The 18,223-nt window shown below is 69.0% G+C and carries 16 protein-coding genes and 1 tRNA gene; 8 read left to right on the forward strand and 9 right to left on the reverse strand.

Translation table 11 applies throughout. From position 1 onward, the window contains the following. The first annotated feature begins 163 nt into the window (after positions 1–163). A complete protein-coding gene (locus OG371_RS12630; protein ID WP_329057553.1) occupies positions 164–1,432 on the forward strand; it encodes an IS110 family transposase in 1,269 nt (422 codons plus the stop codon). Between the two features lie 117 nt (positions 1,433–1,549). Here OG371_RS12630 and OG371_RS12635 read toward each other — a convergent pair whose 3' ends face one another. Next, positions 1,550–1,846 (reverse strand): WhiB family transcriptional regulator, encoded by a 297-nt coding sequence (locus tag OG371_RS12635; protein ID WP_091626996.1) that lies wholly within the window; start codon positions 1,844–1,846, stop codon positions 1,550–1,552. 340 nt (positions 1,847–2,186) lie between these two features. Between OG371_RS12635 and OG371_RS12640 the strand changes: the two genes are divergently transcribed. The 4 genes from OG371_RS12640 (at position 2,187) to OG371_RS12655 (ending at position 7,366) form a co-directional block, all read left to right on the forward strand. Next, positions 2,187–4,331 (forward strand): transglycosylase domain-containing protein, encoded by a 2,145-nt coding sequence (locus OG371_RS12640; RefSeq protein WP_329068758.1) that lies wholly within the window; start codon positions 2,187–2,189, stop codon positions 4,329–4,331. 376 nt (positions 4,332–4,707) lie between these two features. Further along, positions 4,708–5,184 (forward strand): hypothetical protein, encoded by a 477-nt coding sequence (locus tag OG371_RS12645; RefSeq protein ID WP_329068760.1) that lies wholly within the window; start codon positions 4,708–4,710, stop codon positions 5,182–5,184. 1,098 nt (positions 5,185–6,282) lie between these two features. Further along, positions 6,283–7,263, forward strand: a complete 981-nt coding sequence (locus tag OG371_RS12650) for a metallophosphoesterase (protein WP_329068762.1) — start codon at positions 6,283–6,285, stop codon at positions 7,261–7,263. Between the two features lie 29 nt (positions 7,264–7,292). After that, a tRNA-Pro gene (locus tag OG371_RS12655) sits at positions 7,293–7,366 on the forward strand. 150 nt (positions 7,367–7,516) lie between these two features. Here OG371_RS12655 and OG371_RS12660 read toward each other — a convergent pair. Next, a complete protein-coding gene (locus OG371_RS12660; RefSeq protein ID WP_329068764.1) occupies positions 7,517–8,206 on the reverse strand; it encodes a methyltransferase domain-containing protein in 690 nt (229 codons plus the stop codon). Positions 8,207–8,245: 39 nt separating this feature from the next. On the opposite strand from OG371_RS12660, the gene OG371_RS12665 reads away from it, so the two are divergent. Beyond that, complete coding sequence (locus OG371_RS12665; RefSeq protein ID WP_329068766.1) at positions 8,246–10,093, forward strand: S9 family peptidase; 1,848 nt, start codon at positions 8,246–8,248, stop codon at positions 10,091–10,093. 227 nt (positions 10,094–10,320) lie between these two features. On the opposite strand, the gene OG371_RS12670 is transcribed toward OG371_RS12665, so the two are convergent. The 4 genes from OG371_RS12670 to OG371_RS12685 form a co-directional block, all read right to left on the reverse strand. Next, positions 10,321–10,947 (reverse strand): TIGR03085 family metal-binding protein, encoded by a 627-nt coding sequence (locus tag OG371_RS12670; protein WP_329068768.1) that lies wholly within the window; start codon positions 10,945–10,947, stop codon positions 10,321–10,323. Positions 10,948–10,969: 22 nt separating this feature from the next. Then, positions 10,970–12,361 carry a glutamate decarboxylase gene (locus OG371_RS12675; protein WP_329068770.1) on the reverse strand — a complete coding sequence of 464 codons (1,392 nt, stop codon included), beginning with the start codon at positions 12,359–12,361 and terminating at the stop codon, positions 10,970–10,972. A 54-nt stretch (positions 12,362–12,415) separates the two neighbouring features. Further along, positions 12,416–12,838, reverse strand: coding sequence for an organic hydroperoxide resistance protein (locus OG371_RS12680; RefSeq protein ID WP_329068772.1), 423 nt, complete (start codon positions 12,836–12,838; stop codon positions 12,416–12,418). 119 nt (positions 12,839–12,957) lie between these two features. Further along, positions 12,958–13,530, reverse strand: coding sequence for an NADPH-dependent FMN reductase (locus OG371_RS12685; protein WP_329068774.1), 573 nt, complete (start codon positions 13,528–13,530; stop codon positions 12,958–12,960). A 187-nt stretch (positions 13,531–13,717) separates the two neighbouring features. Between OG371_RS12685 and OG371_RS12690 the strand changes: the two genes are divergently transcribed. Together OG371_RS12690 and OG371_RS12695 are read left to right on the forward strand one after the other, a co-directional pair. Further along, the gene (locus OG371_RS12690) at positions 13,718–14,776 is read left to right on the forward strand and encodes an alpha/beta hydrolase (protein WP_329068779.1); all 1,059 of its coding nucleotides are present in this window, start codon (positions 13,718–13,720) and stop codon (positions 14,774–14,776) included. A 9-nt stretch (positions 14,777–14,785) separates the two neighbouring features. Continuing rightward, positions 14,786–15,163, forward strand: coding sequence for a nuclear transport factor 2 family protein (locus OG371_RS12695; protein WP_329068780.1), 378 nt, complete (start codon positions 14,786–14,788; stop codon positions 15,161–15,163). 81 nt (positions 15,164–15,244) lie between these two features. Here OG371_RS12695 and OG371_RS12700 read toward each other — a convergent pair whose 3' ends face one another. The 3 genes from OG371_RS12700 to OG371_RS12710 all read right to left on the reverse strand — a co-directional run bounded on the left by OG371_RS12700 (position 15,245) and on the right by OG371_RS12710 (position 18,139). Further along, positions 15,245–15,775 carry a hypothetical protein gene (locus tag OG371_RS12700; protein WP_329068782.1) on the reverse strand — a complete coding sequence of 177 codons (531 nt, stop codon included), beginning with the start codon at positions 15,773–15,775 and terminating at the stop codon, positions 15,245–15,247. Between the two features lie 478 nt (positions 15,776–16,253). Further along, complete coding sequence (locus OG371_RS12705) at positions 16,254–17,696, reverse strand: catalase (protein ID WP_329068784.1); 1,443 nt, start codon at positions 17,694–17,696, stop codon at positions 16,254–16,256. Beyond that, positions 17,693–18,139: a Fur family transcriptional regulator gene (locus OG371_RS12710; RefSeq protein ID WP_329068786.1), complete on the reverse strand. Its 447-nt coding sequence runs from the start codon at positions 18,137–18,139 to the stop codon at positions 17,693–17,695. The genes OG371_RS12705 and OG371_RS12710 overlap by 4 nt, the downstream gene beginning before the upstream one ends. Positions 18,140–18,223: the final 84 nt, after the last annotated feature.

The raw sequence follows: 18,223 nt of genomic DNA on the forward strand, positions 1-18,223 counted from the left end.
GGTTCTTTGGTTGTGGTGGAGGCCGTCGGTTAGTCGGGCGCTGGGAACTGCGTGGTGGGCCTTTGACTGTTGCTTCGAGCACGCGGATCAGATTCTGTGTTTCCCTGGTGGTTCCCCGGGCAGCCGTTGGTTGTCCCGGGGACGCTGCTGGGAGGTGGGTGTGATGCTGGCCGAGGCGCAGGATCATGAGGAGATCATCGAGCGGGTCGCGGCGATTGATGTGGGCAAGGCCGAGGTGATGTGTTGTGTGCGGGTGCCTGATCGGGTTCATCCGGGTCGGCGGTTGCAGGAGGTGCGGCCGTATTCGACGATGACGCGGTCGTTGCTGCTGCTCTCGGACCGGCTCGCGGAGCTGGGTGTCACCCGCGTGGTGATGGAGGCGACCTCGGATTACTGGAAGCCGGTGTTTTATCTGCTGGAGCGGCCGGGGCGGCAGGTGTGGCTGGTCAACGCCCGTGATGTGAAGCATCTGCCGGGGCGGCCCAAGACCGACCGGCTGGACGCGGTGTGGTTGTGCAAGGTCGCCGAGCGGCAGATGCTGCGCCCGAGTTTCGTGCCTCCGCCCGAAGTTCGGCGGTTGCGGGACCTGACCCGCTATCGCTGTGATCTGGTCCGGGCCCGCACGAGTGAGAAGAACCGGGTGGAGAAGCTGCTCGAAGACGCCTGCATCAAACTCTCGGTGGTCGCGTCGGATATTTTCGGGGTGTCCGGGCGGGCGATGATGGCGCAGCTGATTGACGGGCAACGCAACGCGCAGCAGTTGGCGCAGCTGGCGAAGGCGGGAATGCGCCGCAAGATCCCGGTCCTGGAGGAAGCGCTGACCGGCCGGTTCACCGATCACCACGCGTTCCTGCTGGCGACGATGCTGCGCCGGATCGACGGCATCGACGCCGACCTCACGGCGGTGGAGACCGAGGTCGAGCAGGCGCTGGCCCCTTTCGCGGTGGCGGTGGCCCGGCTCGATGAGATCATCGGCGTGGGTGTCACCGCGGCCTCGGTGATCATCGCCGAGATCGGTGTGGACATGTCCCGGTTCCCCACCCCCGCGCACCTGAGCTCCTGGGCGAAGTTCGCGCCGGGAGTGTCGGAATCCGCGGGTCGGCGCAAGGGCCGCTCCGCGACCGGGCACGGCAACCGCTACCTCGCCTCGGTACTCGGGGAGATCGCTGTCGTCGTCGGCAGAACGGACACCTTCCTCGGAGAACGTTACCGGCGCATCGCGAGACGGCGGGGTACCAACCGTGCGATCGTCGCGGTCGGGCGATCCATCCTGGTGATCGTCTGGCATCTGCTGTCCGACTCCGAGGCCCGCTACCGGGACCTCGGGGCGGAGTTCTACCAGCGGCAACGCGGCACCGAACGCCAGAAAGCCGGCCACATCCGCCAGCTCCAAGCACTCGGCTACCACGTCACCCTCGAACCCGTCGCCTGACCACACCGGCCAGCACACCCCACAACCCACCCGGCTCCGCCGGGCGCTGTCGCACGCCCGGTCACCATCATTTTCGGGTCAGAACCGGCATAGCCACTCACGAGGTTCGGTTAGGGCTCAGCCGACGCGGGCGCCCTCCAGCGCGTCCCGCTTCGCGGCCTCCAGCAGATCGGACCAGCTGATCACGTCCGGCCGCCGGCGCAGCAGCGCCCGCCGCTCGCGTTCGGTCATCCCGCCCCACACGCCGAAGTTGATCCGGCCGTCGAGCGCCTCGGCGAGGCACTCCGTGCGGACCGGACAGCCGGTGCACACCGCCTTCGCCCGGTTCTGCTCGGCACCGCGCACGAAGAGCCCGTCCGGATCGGCGTCGCGGCACGACGCACTGACCCGCCAGCTCGACTGGTTGGTTTCCATACCCCCAGCTCCCTACCCTGGTGTCCCGACACCAGCGAAGGTGAAGCTCCCGCTCCCACCCCCGCGAGCGTCCCTCCCTCATAGCTCCCACGTCGGCCACGGCACCTCCCCGGCGCCGTGCCTCCATTCAGCCCAGCAGAGCTCCCACTCGCACTGGACCGTCCGTCGGCATTCTTCGTGAGACGTTGACGGACTGTAGGGGTCCTCGGTTCCCTCGCCAAGACCTAAGATGCATTCCGTTACCGGAAGTCACCGAAGTTGGTCCGATTTGTCACGCCCGGTCCGTGCCGACGGGTGTGAGGTCACGAGCGCGTGACGGGCCTTCAGTACCCTGGCCTACGTGCGCAAAACGGACGGTCTCTTCAAGCTCATCGGCCTCTGTCTGCTCGCGGGGGTGCTCGTCGCCGGAATTCTGTTCCCTGTAGTGGGCGCGGCCGGGGTTGCGTCGAACCAGGCGAGCGAGACGGTCGAACAGACCTCGACCGATCTGGCGGACATCCCGCCGCCCTTGGTGACCACCGTCACGGACTCCGCCGGCAAGCCGATCGCCACGCTGTACGACCAGTACCGCATCCCGGTGGCCGCGGACCAGATCAACGACGCCACGAAGTGGGCCCTGGTGTCGGTCGAGGACAAGCGCTTCTACGAGCACCACGGCGTGGACTGGCAGGGCACGCTGCGCGCCGCGGTGTCCAACGGCGCCGGCGGCGACACGCAGGGCGCCTCGACGCTCACGCAGCAGTACGTCAAGAACTACCTGATCAACGTCGTCTACCGCGGTGACAAGACCGGGCAGGAGAAGGCGCAGGAGCAGAGCCTGGCGCGCAAGCTCAAGGAAGCCCGGATCGCGATCAACCTCGAGTCGAAGCTGTCGAAGCAGCAGATCCTCGCGGGTTACCTGAACATCGTCGAGTTCTCGCGCCAGATCTACGGCATCGGCGCGGCCGCGCACGCGTACTTCAACACCACCCCCGAGCAGCTGACGGTGCCGCAGTCCGCGCTGCTGGCGGGCCTGGTGAACAACCCAGCCGTGAACGACCCGTGGAAGCACCCGGACAAGGCCACCGCGCGCCGGAACCTGGTGCTGGACCGCATGGTCGACAACAAGAAGCTGGCGAAGGCCGACGCGGACCGCTTCAAGGCGACCCCGCTCGGCGTGGTGGCGGACGCCCCGGCGAAGCCAGCGGCGAACTGCACCGGCGCCGGGCCGGAGAACGGCTTCTTCTGCCAGTACGTCGAGGACTACCTGCTGAAGGCGGGCTTCAACAAGGACGACCTGTACACCGGCGGCTACACGATCAAGACCACATTGGACGAGAAGGCCAACCACGAGGCGAAGGTCTCGGCGGAGACGCAGGTCTCGAAGACCCAGAAGAACGTGGCGAACACGCTTTCCTTGGTGCGTCCGGGAAAGACCCGGCACGAGGTGGTGGCGCTGGCCGCGAACCGCGACTACGGCAACGACGCGGAGGCCGGGCAGACGACGTACGCGCTGCCTTCGGGCGTCTACAACACCGGTGGCGCGGGGTCGAGCTACAAGATCTTCACCACGGCCGCCGTGCTGGACAAGGGAATCGCCGGGATCTACAGCAACATCCCGGTCGGCGACAGTTATACGTCACACGTGTTCACCGGTGGTGGCAACCACTGCCCGCCGACCGGTCCTCCGCTGAATTCCCGCTGGTACTGCGTCGGCAACGCCGGGCACTACGGCGCCTCGAACACTCTTCAGGGCGCGCTGGCGACCTCGCCGAACACCGCGTTCGTCGCGCTGGAGGACCAGCTCGGCAGCACCGCGCCGGGCATCGACATGGCCATCAAGCTGGGCATGCGCAACACGATGGCCAGCGACACCGGTGGCCAGCCGGTGGATCCGAAGGACCCGAAGAGCGCGCCCCAGTCCAAGGTGTACGCCCCGACGCCCACCAACCCGGGTTACGGCGCGTTCACCCTGGGCTTCAGCCCGACCAACGGCCTCGAACTCGCGAACGTCGCGGCGACCCTGCTCAGCGGCGGCTCCTGGTGCCCGGCGACGCCGCTGGCCGGCGTCACCGACCGAAACGGGAAAGCCGTGCCGGTCAAGGAAGCCGCCTGTGAGCAGGTCGTGCCCGAAGGCCTCGCGAACACGATGGTCGTCGGCATGAGCAAGGACGACCAGGCGGGCGGCACCTCGGCCGCGGCCGCCGCGGCGGTCAACTGGAACCGCCCGATCCTCGGCAAGACCGGCACGACGCAGAACAACGGCTCGGCCACCTTCGTCGGCGGCACCCCGCAAATGGCGGGCGCCGCCATGGTGTTCCGCCCCGAAGGCGGCACCGGCGGCCTCTGCTTCCGCGCCGTCGGCAACGTCACCACCTGCGGCACCGGCAACATGTTCGGCGGCAAAACCCCGGCCCAGACCTGGTTCGGCGCGATGACGAACATCATGGCCGACCAGCCGATCGCCGATTTGCCCGCGGAGGATCCGAAGTACACGGGCCACTGAGTCTCGGCTGCCTATGCCTGTGCCCGGCTTCAAACCAGCCGGGCACAGGCAGCTCATACGGAGCTTCGAACCGTCGGCGGGATGAATCTTTTCTACTGCAACCACGCTTACCCGGAATCGCCGGTTCAGATTGTGCGCCACGATTTGATTTTTCAAGTGGACCGCACAATTTTAGCCACCTAAATAGGAGCTAACCGCAATGGGGGATACTCGGCGAGGGATCCTTGCCCGTGGACAGCCAGTATTCAGCAGTCATGAACAACCGTCTCGACGATGTTCTTGACTCAGCGGACGCTGAACCGCGACCCCGGTCGCCGTCCCTGACTACTCCATCGATTCGACACCACCACAGCGACCGCAGGAATACACTCTTGGAGTGATGATCTCGCGACGGGTACTAGCCGTGGTGTGCGGTGCGATCGCAATGGTGACGTGCTGTACGGCCTGCACCAGCCCTGCCGACAAGCTGCGGCCGGTTGCCACGAAAGCCGCACGGGCCAAAGCAACAGGAGCCTTAGGCCAGTTGCGAGCGACGACTCCGCCGACTTCGGAATCGATCGACCGGACTATCGCCGAGATCACGCACGACTGGAACAACGGCGGCAGCACAGTCTTACTGGGAAATGACTTCTCGCCCAACGGTCGGTTCACCGCTCGATACGCGTTCTTCGCACTGGTGGGTGATGGATTCTCCGGACAGTACGAGCAGCTCGCCGTGCGACTCTGCGTTTCCTACTCCGGTGACCCGAGAAGGCCTAGTGCGGTAGAAATGGCCGACCTGACGTGTCCATCCGGGTTGCCAGACCCAAGCGACAGCGTCCCGGTGGACCGAGAAGTCAAGCTTGCCGACTGAGCGTCAAACCTTTGATGGTTCTCACAAGAGTAGTCCGACAGCGGCTTTGTGACCAATAGCATCCGCGTAATTATTTTCCGTATGCGGAGGTCTGGCTGTCCGATTGATCGCGGTGATGGCCCCGCCTGCGTCAGGCAGGGAGGATCAGTACCAGCCGGCGAGGACCATCTCACCGTTGACCGGCCCGCCGGCGCGGAAGACCCAGCTCGGGCTCGAGTTGTCGTGTTGACTGGAACTGCCGGCGCCACTCGGTCCCAGCTCCCCGAGACCGGGCGGCCGCGCCGGAAGCCGTCACCGGGCCCGCTGCCATGGCAATGTTCAGCGCTGCCGCTAGGCGCCTACTGTCAAACAAGGCGCCGCGGGTCCTTCGCCGAGCTGCGAGACAGCACAACACCCAGCCGTGCCCGGAAGCTTGCCCCGCAGCCGCAGTGGCCGTGTATCCAGGTCCGCGCGCCATCTGCGGGACCAGACCCGTCCGTCGGGAATGGCTGATCCCCACCACGCACTCGTAGAAACCCAGGCCGACGCGTGCGCGTCTGACAGCCCGGCGAGCGGCTGGTCGCCGAAGCGTTCCGGCGCCATGTGGTCGAGCAGGCCGACGATGCGCCCGCAGTGGTGGCTCTCGCCCTCTGCGTCATCAGGCCAGTTGCGAGGGCGGGCAGCAGCGGCGATTGACGATCGGGTCATTGACGTCGCGTCCCTCGACCAAGCGCCGGTCAAGGTAGAGCCGGCGAGCGCTCTCGCCGTGATCGTGGATCGGGATCACGTGCGGCTCGCACAACCACGCCATCACCTGCGGCTAACGGCGGACCGGGCGTGGAAGGCCTCGTCCACCAGGTAGGCGTCCGACAGGCGCTTCAACGCCACCACGCGGTCGTGCACCCGTCGTACTCGCGGTGCATTTCGCCGATGGCGCCGCGGCCCAGGAGCGTGTCGGATCGTAGCCAGCACGTTCCCCCAACGGGGCGAGCGTTCTCCAACCGTTGGCCGCTGTCGCCATGACACCCACTCAAACGACTCATCGTGACGGAACGCGACTAAGGGTTACAGCCTTACCGCGGCGGCGCGCCACACCGTCGAACACGTATCCTCGACTTCGTGAGCACGCTCAGTAACACCAGCACGTCCGGGGCGACCGCGAAGCGGCTCGCTGTGGGGACAGTCGCGCTTGGGGCGGCGACCCTCGGTTACGCCGTCGGGATCGAGCGGCGGCTGTGGACGCTCCGCACTGCCGAGCTGCCAGTACTGGCGCCCGGCGCGAAGCCGTTCACCATCCTGCACATCTCGGACCTGCACATGCTGCCCGGGCACCGCGCCAAGCAACGCTGGGTCGCCGCGCTGGATCGGCTGAACCCGGACCTCGTCGTGAACACCGGTGACAACCTCTCGCACCGCACCGCGGTGCCGTCGGTGCTGCGCGCGCTCGGGCCGCTGCTCGACCGGCCTGGGCTGTTCGTCTTCGGCAGCAACGACTACTACGCGCCCAAGCCCAAGAACCCCGCGCGCTACCTGATGCCGAAGGGCAAGAAGAAGCGCATCCACGGCACCCACCTGCCGTGGCGTGATCTGCGCGCGGCGTTCCTCGAGCACGGCTGGACCGACGTCACCCACGTGCGCCGCACCATCGAGGTCGCCGGGCGGCCGGTGTTCGCCGCCGGTGTCGACGATCCGCACCTGCGCCGCGACCGCTACTCCGACATCTCCGGCCCCGCCGACGCCACCGCCGCCGTCCGGCTCGGCATCACGCACTCGCCCGAGCCGCGGGTGCTCGACCCGTTCGCCACGGACGGCTACGACCTGGTCCTGGCCGGCCACACCCACGGCGGCCAGCTGCGCCTGCCCGGCTACGGCGCGCTGGTCACCAACTGTGAGCTCGACCGCACCCGCGCCCGCGGCGCCTCCCGCTGGGGCGCGCACATGTGGCTGCACGTCTCGGCCGGCCTCGGCACTTCCCCGTACGCGCCGGCGCGGTTCGCCTGCCGTCCGGAAGCCAGCCTGCTGACGCTGGTCCCGCGCGGTTCTGGAGCCCCGGAGAAGCGGAAGACAACCCCGCGTAAACCCTCAAGGAGCATCCGCTAGACTTCTCCACGACCCGCTAAGCAGTACCTCGGGGTGTGGCGCAGCTTGGTAGCGTGCCTCGTTCGGGTCGAGGAGGTCGTGGGTTCGAATCCCGCCACCCCGACGCAGTAAGTCTGGAAGGCCCCTGTTCGCGGAAAACGCGAACCAGGGGCCTTCCTGCGTTGTGTCCTCTGGGGGTCGAACCCCCAGGCCCCCGCCAGGCGGGCTCCGCCCCCTGGACCCCCGGCTTGCGCGGTTGCGTTGGTCCGCCGGTTCAGCGAGTGGCGATCAGTTCCGTCCAGCACTGCGTGAAGTCGCCGGATCCGGCGGAACGGGTCCAGGACCAGGCCGAACGCGCGGCGGACGTCAGCTGATCGCGGTCCGGATGGGTGGGGTCGGCCAGGGCGGTGGCCAAGCGGCGTTCCACGTAGGCAGCCAGGTCGCGATAGGCCAGATCAGTGCGGTAGCGGGTGCGGGCCGTGACGGCGGTGAAACCGGCGGACGCGACGTGCTCGGCGATTCGGCGGCCGGCGAAAGGGTTGCCGCCGGCGCGGCGCAGGAGCAGGTAGTAGCCGCGCAGGGCAGCGTCGACGTTTGCCGTCTTCGGGCGCAGGCGGGCCCGGCTCCAGTCCAGAGTGGACAATGCCAGCCGGCCGCCGGGGCGGAGGATGCGGTGCAGTTCGGCCAGCAGCGGGCCCGGGTCGGGCAGGCGTTCCAGCAAGGCGTGGGAGAAGGCCACGTCCACCGAGGCGGAGGGGAACGGCAGCGCGGCCGGCGCCGCCACCAGATAGTCCACTTTGGACGACACCGGGCCCTCGAGCGCGACGGTCAGGAATCCCGGGCCGCAAGACAGGTCGATCACTCGCCGGCCCGGGGTGAACAGCGGGTGCGCGAACTCCGACCGCTCCACCGCCGCACGCGCCGCCCGCCTCGAAGCCGCGTCCCGCGCGTATCCCTCCAGCACCCCGCACACAGTACGGCCAGTAGGTGGCAGGATCGAGGGGTGAGCACCCAGTCAGCCAACCAATATCCGCCCGCAGTGGTCCCCGACCGCCTGTTCGGCGACGATCAGGCCGAGACCCGCTGGCGAGCCCGCTTCCACGCCCCGCGCATCTCCGTGCCCGAATGGGCCCGCGACGCCCCGGACGCCAACGTCTACGTCTCCAACGCCAGCGGCGTCTGGGAGGTGTACGCCTGGCAGCGCGCCACCGACAGTCACCGCCGGGTCACCGACCGGCCCAACGGCACCCTGCACGCGACGCCCTCCCCCGACGGCTCGGCCATCTGGTGGTTCAACGACACCGACGGCGACGAGTTCGGCTCGTGGGTGCGCCAGCCCTTCGACGGCGACAGCTCGGCGGCGGTCAAGGCGCTGCCGGACGTCCACGACGGCTACCCGGCCGGGCTCGAGATCGGCGAGCGCGTGATCGCGGTCGGCGTCTCGACCGACGACGGCAGCGAGCTGTTCGCGAAGATCGGCGAAACCACCGAGCGCTTCTACAGCCATCCCGACGACGCGGGCATCGCCTCGCTGTCCCGTGACGAGAACCTGCTGGCGATCGCGCACTCCGAGCACGGCGACTCGCGTCACCCGGCGCTGCGCGTGCTGTCGACAGACGGCTTCGCGACCGTCGCCGAGAAGTGGGACGGCGAGGGCAAGGGCCTTTCCGCGCTGGAGTTCTCGCCGCTGCCCGGCGACCCGCGGCTGCTGGTGCTGCACGAGCGCCGCGGCCGCGAGGAACTGCTGGTCTGGGACGTCCGCGCGGACACCGAGACCGAGCTGGAGATCGACCTGCCCGGCGAGGTCGTCGCCGACTGGTACCCGGACGGCCGTGCCCTGCTGGTCGTGCACTTCCACCAGGGCCGCAGCTCCCTGCACCGCTACGACCTGGACACGGCCGAACTGTCCTCTTTGGACACCCCCGCCGGCCGGATCGGCGGCGCGGGCGTGCGGGACGACGGCACCGTCGAGTACTCCTGGTCGAGCGCGGCGGAGCCCGCGGCGGTGCGCGTCCGCGCCACCGACGGCACGGACTCCGTGCTGCTGGAGCCGCCGGGCGAGCGCGCGCCCGGCTCGGCGCCGGTCACGGACGCGTTCGTGGAGGGCGTCGGCGGGCAGATCCACGCGCTCGTCTCGCGGCCCCTGGACGCGCCTGAGGGCCCGCTGCCCACCGTGTTCTCCCTGCACGGCGGCCCGCACGCCGCCGACGAGGACCGGTTCTCCGCCTACCGCGCGACCTGGCTCGACGCCGGGTTCGCCGTGGTCGAGGTCAACTACCGCGGGTCGACGGGCTACGGCTCGGCGTGGCGGGACGCGATCGAGGGCCGCCCCGGGCTCACCGAGCTGGAGGACGTCGCGGCGGTGCACGACTGGGCCGTCGAAAGTGGACTGTCCGATAAGGACAAATGCGTGGTGAACGGCGCTTCCTGGGGCGGTTATCTCTCGCTGCTCGCGCTGGGCACGCAGCCGACGCGCTGGGCGGCCGGGGTCGCGGGCGTGCCGGTGGCGGACTACGTCGCCGCGTACGAGGACGAGATGGAGCAGCTGCGCTCGTTCGACCGCGCCCTGTTCGGCGGCGCGCCCGCCGACGTGCCGGCCGTGTACCGCGAGTGCTCGCCGATCACCTACGTCGACGCGGTCGCCGCCCCGGTGCTCGTGCTGGCCGGCGACAACGACCCGCGCTGCCCGATCCGGCAGATCGAGAACTACCTCGACCGCCTCGGCAAACGCGACGCGCCGCACGAGTTCTACCGCTACGACGCGGGCCACGGCTCGCTGGTGATCGCCGAGACGATCAAGCAGTCGTCGATCGAGGTGTACTTCGCGCTGCGGGCCCTCGGCCTGCGCTGACCCCGAGCGCCCCAATGTGGCGTTCGGTGCGTTGGACGCAACCAATGTGGCGTTGGGTGCGTTGAGCGCAACCAACGCCACATTGGGGCGCAAACCCCGATGGAGAGCCAGCCGATGAGCAGCACCAGCTCGACCGCCGCCTCGGACCTGCTCTCCCGTCGCCGCCGACGGCGTCACGCGTCCAGCCGACTCGTGACCCGTTGCGGTGTAAGGGAAATCCGGCCGGCCTAGACGCCGCGGCGCAAACCCTGCAGGCGCGCGACCGCGGACTCGTCGCCCTCGAAAGTCAGGTGGACGGCGTCACGGCCGAAGACGAACAGCACCAGGTCCACCGGGTCGCCCGTCACGGTCACCACCGGGCTGCCCGCCTTGACCAGCGCGGAACGGCCGTCGGTGGTCTTCAGCTCGACGCCGACCGGCGACTTGCGCAGGTTCAGCTTCGCCGACTGACGGGCCAGCCGCCAGGCCGCCTCGTCACGGGACGGGTCGGCCGGGCGCGGTTCCCAGCCGGGCTGGGCCCGGCGGACGTCCTCGTGGTGCACGAGGAACTCACCGCCGTTGGTCAGCTCGTTGAGCGGTCCGATCGCCATCGGCCAGTACCAGGCGGGGCCGCGGCGGACCTCGTCCACCAGCTCGGCCCACGGCTTCGCCGCGTACTGGTCCTGCACGCGCTTGGTGTACCCGGCGAGCGCGGGCAGCATGATCCCCGGCGACGCGTCCAGCCGGTGCTCCCGGACGATCAGGTGCGCCGCGAGGTCTCGCGTCGCCCAGCCCTCGCACAGCGTCGGCGCGTCCGGGCCGACCTCTTCGAAGAGCGCGCTCAGCGCCTGGCGTTCGTCCACGGCAAGACCCATACCGGCGACATTACCCCCGTGATCAGTGGTGGAACGCCGTCGACGTCGCGGCGTCGTGCTGCGGTCCGCTCTGGCGTTCCAGCTCGGGCAGGATCCGGGCCAGGTCGGCCAGCAGGAGGTCGGCCAGATCGTGGGTGAACCCGTTGCGGACCACGATGCGCAGCACCGCGAGGTCGGTGCGGTCCTCCGGGAACGTGTACGCCGGCACCAGCCAGCCGCGCTCGCGCAGCCGCCGGGAGACGTCGAACACGTCGTAGCCGGTGATGTCCTTTTTGGTGGTGAAGGCGAACACCGGCAGCTGGTCGCCGCGGGTGAGCAGCTCGAACGGGCCCATCGCGGCGATGTGGCCGGAAAGGTGCATCGCGACGTCACGCGAGGCCTGCTGCACGGCGCGGAAGCCTTCACGGCCGAGCCGGACGAACGTGTAGTACTGCGCGGCCACCTCGGCTCCGGGCCGGGAGAAGTTCAGCGCGAACGTCGGCATGTCCCCGCCGAGGTAGTTGACGTTGAACACCAGCTCCTCGGGCAGCGCCGCCTTGTCGCGCCAGACCACCCAGCCGACGCCGGGGTAGACGAGGCCGTACTTGTGCCCGGAGGTGTTGATCGACGCGACGCGCGGCAGCCGGAAGTCCCACGCCAGATCCGGGTCGAGGAACGGCGCGATCATGGCGCCCGAAGCGCCGTCCACGTGCACCGGGATGTCCCAGCCGGTGCGCGACTGGAGCTCGTCCAGAGCGGCGGCGATCTCCGCCACCGGCTCGTAACTGCCGTCGAAAGTGGACCCGAGGATGCCGACGACGCCGATGGTGTTCTCGTCGCAGCGCTTCACCGCTTCGGCCGCCGAGAGGTGGAACCGGTCGTCCTCCATCGGCACCAGCCGCGGCTCGACCTCCCAGTACTCGCAGAACTTCTCCCAGCAGACCTGGACGTTCACGCCCATCACCAGGTTCGGCTTGCCCGGGCGGCCGAGCTTCGACCAGCGCCGCTTCAGCGCCATCCCGGCGAGCATGCAGGCCTCGGACGAGCCGGTGGTGGAGCAGCCCATCACGTCGGCCGGCACCGGCGCGTGCCACAGGTCGGCGAGCATGTTCACGCAGCGGCGCTCCAGCTCGGCCGTCTGCGGGTACTCGTCCTTGTCGATCATGTTCTTGTCGACGCACTCGGCCATCAGCTCGCGGGCCTGCGGCTCCATCCACGTGGTGACGAACGTGGCCAGGTTGAGCCGCGCGTTGCCGTCGAGCATCAGCTCGTCGCGCACCAGCTGCAACGCGGTGTCCGGCGGCAGCGAGTCGTCCAGCAGCTTGTCGTGCGGCATCACGAAGTCCGCCGCCAATGCCGGATTTGCCCCGGCATACAACGGATTCGTGCCCGCTTGCCGTTCCGCCTGGTCTTGTCGCCCCTGATGCAGCACCATGAGCCGACCGTACTGCGCCGCGGGGTTCCGCGCCGCAGTACGGAAAACCCCGGATCAGACGGACGCGGACAGCGCGACCTCGATGTTGCCGCGGGTGGCGTTGGAGTACGGGCACACCTGGTGCGCCTGCGCCACCAGCTCGTCGGCCTGCGCCTGCTCCATGCCGGGCAGCGTCACGTGCAGCGCGACGCCCAGCTTGAAGCCGACTTCCTGCGGATACAGGCTGACCTCGGCGGCCACCGTCGACTCGGGCAGCTTGACCTTCGCCTGCCGGGCGACGGCCTGCAGCGCGCTGTGGAAACACGCTGAATAACCCGCGGCGAACAGCTGCTCCGGGTTGGTCTTGTCCCCGCCGGGGCCGCCCATCGACTTGGGGATCGCCAGCGACTCGTCGATCACCCCGTCCGAAGAGGTGACCTCGCCGTTGCGGCCATCGCCGCGAGCCGTTGCCGCGGCGGTGTAGATCGCGTCAGCCATTTTTCGCCTGCTTCCTTGTCGGAACGCCGATGTCTGCGCCTGTAGTGCGGACAACACGCCGCATGAGCGGAACCTAACCACCACATGGCGGAGATCACGCGCCGGACATCGGGCAGGCCTCAGCGCGCGCGGGCCGTCGCGAACTCCGCGACCTGCTGTCCGATCAGCCGCAGGGTGCGCACGCTCTTCTCGTCGGAGGCGCCGCCGGCCTCGTCGAACTTGGTCTCGGCGGAGTTGATGGAAGCACCCAGAGGTGTGGCCCAGCCGCGCAGCGCGTGCGTGATCGTGCGCAGCTGGTCGAGCGTGGTGACGGCGGCCTGCCAGCCGAAGGCGACGGCGGCGAGGCCGACCGCGCGGCCGTCGAGGTACGGGCGGGTGTCCTCGCGCAGGTCCTCGACGTAGTCCAGGGCGTTCTTGACCAGGCCGGACAGCGCGCCGTGGTAACCGGGCGAGACGACGATGACGCCGTCGGCCCGCCGGATCTCCTCGATCAACCGGGTCGCGCGCTCGTCCCGGTCGGGCAGGGCCGTGTCGTAGAACGGCAGGACGAGCTCCGGGCCGGGGATCAGCTCGGTGGTGACACCGAGTTCGGCCGCCGCGCCGAGCGCGATCCGCAGGGCGCGCTCGGACTGCGAACCCTCGCGCAGCGAGCCGCCGATCCCGAGCACCCTGACCGTGTTGGCTGAAGTCACGCTTTCGAGGTTAACAACTCCACTTAACTGGAGGACCAGGATTTGGAACGGAGTCCTGGGTCACAAGACACAACGAGCCGGTCCCGTTACTGGAATGGCGGATTGACCGGCGGCACTGCCGGCGCGGAGAGCTGGACCCCGAACCTACTCGCTAGTAACGTCGGCGGTCTCGATGCCAGGAGGAACGATGGCGATCCCGCCCCAGATCCGTGCCCAGGCCGCCGCCGCCCAGCTGCTGTTCTGGCTGCCGCGCCCCGTCCGGCGGCTGCTCGCCGGCCCGCCGCTGCGTCTCGACGGCCAGGAGCTCTCCCTCGACGCCCAGCTGCTGCTGCGGCTGCAGAAGCTGAACGGCGGCGGGCTGGTCAACGGCTCGGTGGCGCAGTCCCGCACGCTGCTCGAGCTGGGCACGCACCTGGTCAACGGCAAGCGGATCGAGCCGGTTTCCGCGCGGGAGATCCAGATCCCGGCCGAAGGCGGCCCGCTCGACGCGACGCTGTACACCCCGGCCGGGCTGCCCGAGCCGTCCGGGCTGCTGGTGTTCTTCCACGGTGGCGGCTGGGTCGTCGGCAGCCGCGCGACCCACGACAACGCCTCCCGCTACCTGGCGAAGCAGGCCGGCGTACGGGTCCTGTCGGTCGAGTACCGGATGGCGCCCGAGCACCCGTTCCCGGCGCCGGTGAAGGACGCGCTCGCGTCCTTCGCCTACGCGCACGCCAAGGCCGCCGAACTCGGCGCCGACCCGGACCGCATCGCCGTCGGCGGGGACAGCGCGGGCGGCAACCTGGCCGCGGTCGTGGCGCTGGAGACCACGCGCGCGGGCGGCCCGGCGCCGGCGTTCCAGCTGCTGATCTACCCGGCGGTGGACTTCACCACGCGGCGGCGCTCGCGGGAGCTGTTCGCCAACGACCTGTTCCTCACCGACGAGTCCATCAAGTGGTTCCAGGGCCACTACGTGCCCGAGGGCACCGATCTGGCCGACCCGCGCCTGTCGCCGCTGCTCGCGTCCGACCACAGTGGACTGCCGCCGGCCTTTGTCGTCACCGCCGGGTTCGACCCGTTGCGCGACGAAGGCGAGGCGTACGCGGAAAAACTGCGCGACGCGGGTGTTCAGGTGGGGCTGAGCCGACAGCCGGACCTGATCCACGGCTTCCTGAACTTCACCGGGGTCGGCAGCCGCTTCCGCGAAGCCGTTTCCGAGATGGCCGGCGCACTGCGGCTCGGACTGGCCGAGACCAAAACCCGGTAACTTCCCGACATGACGCACAGCGCGGAAATGCCCGCAGTGGTGGTCCGGTACTTCGCCGCCGTGAATGCCCGTGACTGGGCCGGAATCGCCGGCTGCTTCACCGAAGACGCCGAATTCTGGATGCTCGGCGCCCGGACCGCGCACGGAGCGGCGGAGATCGCCGAGCAGCTGCGCAAATCCCTGGAGCCGTTGCCCGAGACGAACGACGAGGTCGTCCGGGTGGCCACCGACGGCACGATGGTGCTGGCCGAGCTGGTGTTCCGGGCTCGCACCCCGGCGGGCGAGGCCTTCGAGATGAACGCGGCCGACGTTTTCGAGCTGACTCCCGGCGGCGAGGCCATCACCCGCGTCTCGAACTGGGCCGGCTCGCCGCGGCAGCGGGGCTGACCAACGGCCTGGGCATAGCCGGAGCCTGGCACGGCGAACCGTGCCAGGCTCCGGGTCCCCCCTTATTCCGGGTGTGGCTTCTTACTTCCCCGGCACCGGCAACGGCGGGACCGGCAGCGGCAGCGGCGGAACCGCGCCGAGCAGGCCGCCGAGGATGCCCGTGACCGCGGCGAGCAGGGCCTTGACCAGATCGCTCACGATCTTGAGCGGGCCGGGCAGGTCCGGCAGGGTCGGGACCGGGATCGGCAGCGGCGGCAGTTGCCGCGCGGTGGCCGTCGGGTCGCCCAGCAGCCGGTTGGACTCGTCCGCCCGCATCTGCGCGGCCGACGAGAGCTGCTGTGTCTCCGACTGGATGGTGTAGCGCTTACCCGCCGCGAGGTCCGCGAGCACGGGGCTGAGCTTGTCCAAGTCGGCGCGCGTCATGCCGACCTGGCCCGCGTACGCCACCTTGGTCAGGTCGTCACGCATCTGGAGCACCTGCGCGCCGACGGCTTCGGTGGCGGACGAGCCTTTGCCGCCCACCGGGCTTGCCGAGGCCATCCCCGCCGTGCCGACGGCCAGCAGACTGCCCGCGGCTACCAAGGCGATGATCCGCCCAATCTTGCCTTTCATTCCTAACCTCCTGGCCTCTGGAGACCTGACGGGTAAATCGATACTCGCTGTGTCGGGCAAGCACCAGCCGATCACCTGTTGGAGACCTTTTCTAACCCTTACGTGCCGAATCCGGAAAAGGTGAACTGGCCCGCAATTGATTAACGTGGACAGCTTGCCCATCCCCCTGTTGATCATGAAACCAATCCTGAATCTGACTCGTTGTAATCAGATTCCCTGAATGGCCTAGTCGTCCACTCGAACGGGCGTATTGCGTGATCGTTTACCTGCATCACTCCGTCGGACTGCGTGTCGCCACTGCTCCAGACGGGGCGTCCCCCACGTACGCACCGCCACCGGTGGACTAGTCGATAACGGGCCGATCATCGCGCCGACCAGGCATCCGACCCGGTGGAAAACACAGAGCGCCCGGCACGCGAGTACGTGCCGGGCCGCTCGCTCCGTGGTGGGAGCCTGAATGCGGAAAAAGCTTCAGGAATTACTTCGTGAAGGCTTCCGCCACCTTGTCGCCGAGGTCCTTGTCGACGTTGCGCCAGTATTCGAAGACCCGCTCCAGCACCGGCCGGGAAACGTCGTTCGAGGCGTGGCCGATGATGTTCCCGGCCAGCCGCTCGCGCTGCGCGTCGTCCAGCACGTCGCGGACCATGGTGCCCGCCTGGCCGAAGTCGTCGTCCTCCGCGTGGAGCCGATAAGCGGAGCGGATGACCTCGTCCTCGACGCCGTAGGCCGTCGTGGTCTCGGCCGCGACCGCCGCGTCGGCGTGCGGGCCGCCGAACGAGTTGGGCGCGTACACCGGGTCGCCCGGGTTGTTGTAGCGCATCGCGCCGTCGCGCGAGTAGCTGTTCACCGGCGCCGTCGCCGCGTTGACCGGCAGCTGCGTGTAGTTCGCGCCGATGCGGTAGCGGTGCGCGTCCGGGTAGGCGAACAGGCGGCCCTGCAGCATCTTGTCCGGCGACGGACCGATGCCCGGCACCAGGTTCGACGGCTCGAACGCGGCCTGCTCGATCTCGGCGAAGTAGTTCGACGGGTTCCGGTCCAGCACGTAGCGGCCGACCTTGATCAGCGGGTAGTCGCCGTGCGGCCACACCTTGGTCAGGTCGAACGGGTTGAAGCGGTAGGCCGCGGCTTCCTCGAAGGGCATCACCTGGACGTGCAGCGTCCAGCTGGGATGGTTGCCCTGCTTGATGTTCCGGTACAGGTCGGCGATGTGGTGGTCGGCGTTCTCGCCGGCCAGGCGGTCGGCGTCGGCCTGGCTCAGGTAGCCGATGCCCTGGTCGGTCTTGAAGTGGTACTTCACCCAGAACTTCTCGCCGCCGGCGTTCTCCCACAGATAGGTGTGCGAGGAATAGCCGTTCATCTCGCGCCAGCTGGACGGGATGCCGCGGTCGCCCATCAGCCAGGTCACCTGGTGCGCCGACTCGGGGCGCAGCGTCCAGAAGTCCCACTGGATGTCGTGGTCGCGCAGGTGGTTGTCGGCGCGGCGCTTCTGCGAGTGGATGAAGTCCGGGAACTTGATCGGGTCGCGGATGAAGAACACCGGGGTGTTGTTGCCGACGAGGTCGTAGTTGCCCTCGGGGGTGTAGAACTTCACCGCGAAACCGCGCGGGTCGCGCCAGGTGTCGGGCGAGCCGCTCTCCCCGGCCACGGTCGAGAACCGGATCAGGCTCTCGGTGCGCACGCCGGGCTGGAACAGCGCGGCCTTGGTGAACTGGCTGACGTCCTCGGTCACCTCGAGGAAGCCGAACGCGCCGCCGCCCTTGGCGTGCACCACCCGCTCGGGCACGCGCTCGCGGTTGAACTGCGCGTTCTTCTCGATCAGGTAGTGGTCCTGCAGCAGGATCGGGCCGTTGGCGCCGATGGTCAGCGAATCGTTGTCGCTGGCGACCGGGATGCCGACGTTGTTGGTGGTCGGCTTGCTCACGTCGAAACCTCCTCGTGGTGGTGGGTGGCGCAGTCCGGGCACAGGCCCCAGAAGACGACTTCCGCCTCGTCGATCACGAAGCCCGCCGCGCCCGGGGGCTCCAGGCACGGCGCCGGGCCGTCGATGCCGTCGACGTCCTCGGTGCGGCCGCACCCGCGGCAGACCAGGTGGTGGTGGTTGTCGCCGGTCCGCGTCTCGAACCGCGCCGGGTGCCCGGCGGGCTCGATGCGCCGCACCAGTTCCGCCCCGGCACAGGCGGCGAGCACGTCGTAAACGGCCTGCGTGGAGACCGAGCCCAGCAGCTCGCGCACGCCCGCCGCGACCTCGTCGGCCGTGGTGTGGGGGTGCGACGCGAGCCATTCGAGCACAGCGACCCGCGGCCCGGTGACCCGCAGGCCGGCCGAGCGGAGCCGTCGTCGGACGGGGTTTTCCTGGTGTGGCATGACCAGCCCAGCTTGCTCGTTAATCTGGAATGAGTCAAGAAAACACTCCGAGTGGGTGACCCACGCCGCTCGTGGGCTCAGCGG

Source organism: Amycolatopsis sp. NBC_01480 (assembly GCF_036227205.1).
Taxonomy (GTDB): Bacteria; Actinomycetota; Actinomycetes; order Mycobacteriales; family Pseudonocardiaceae; genus Amycolatopsis.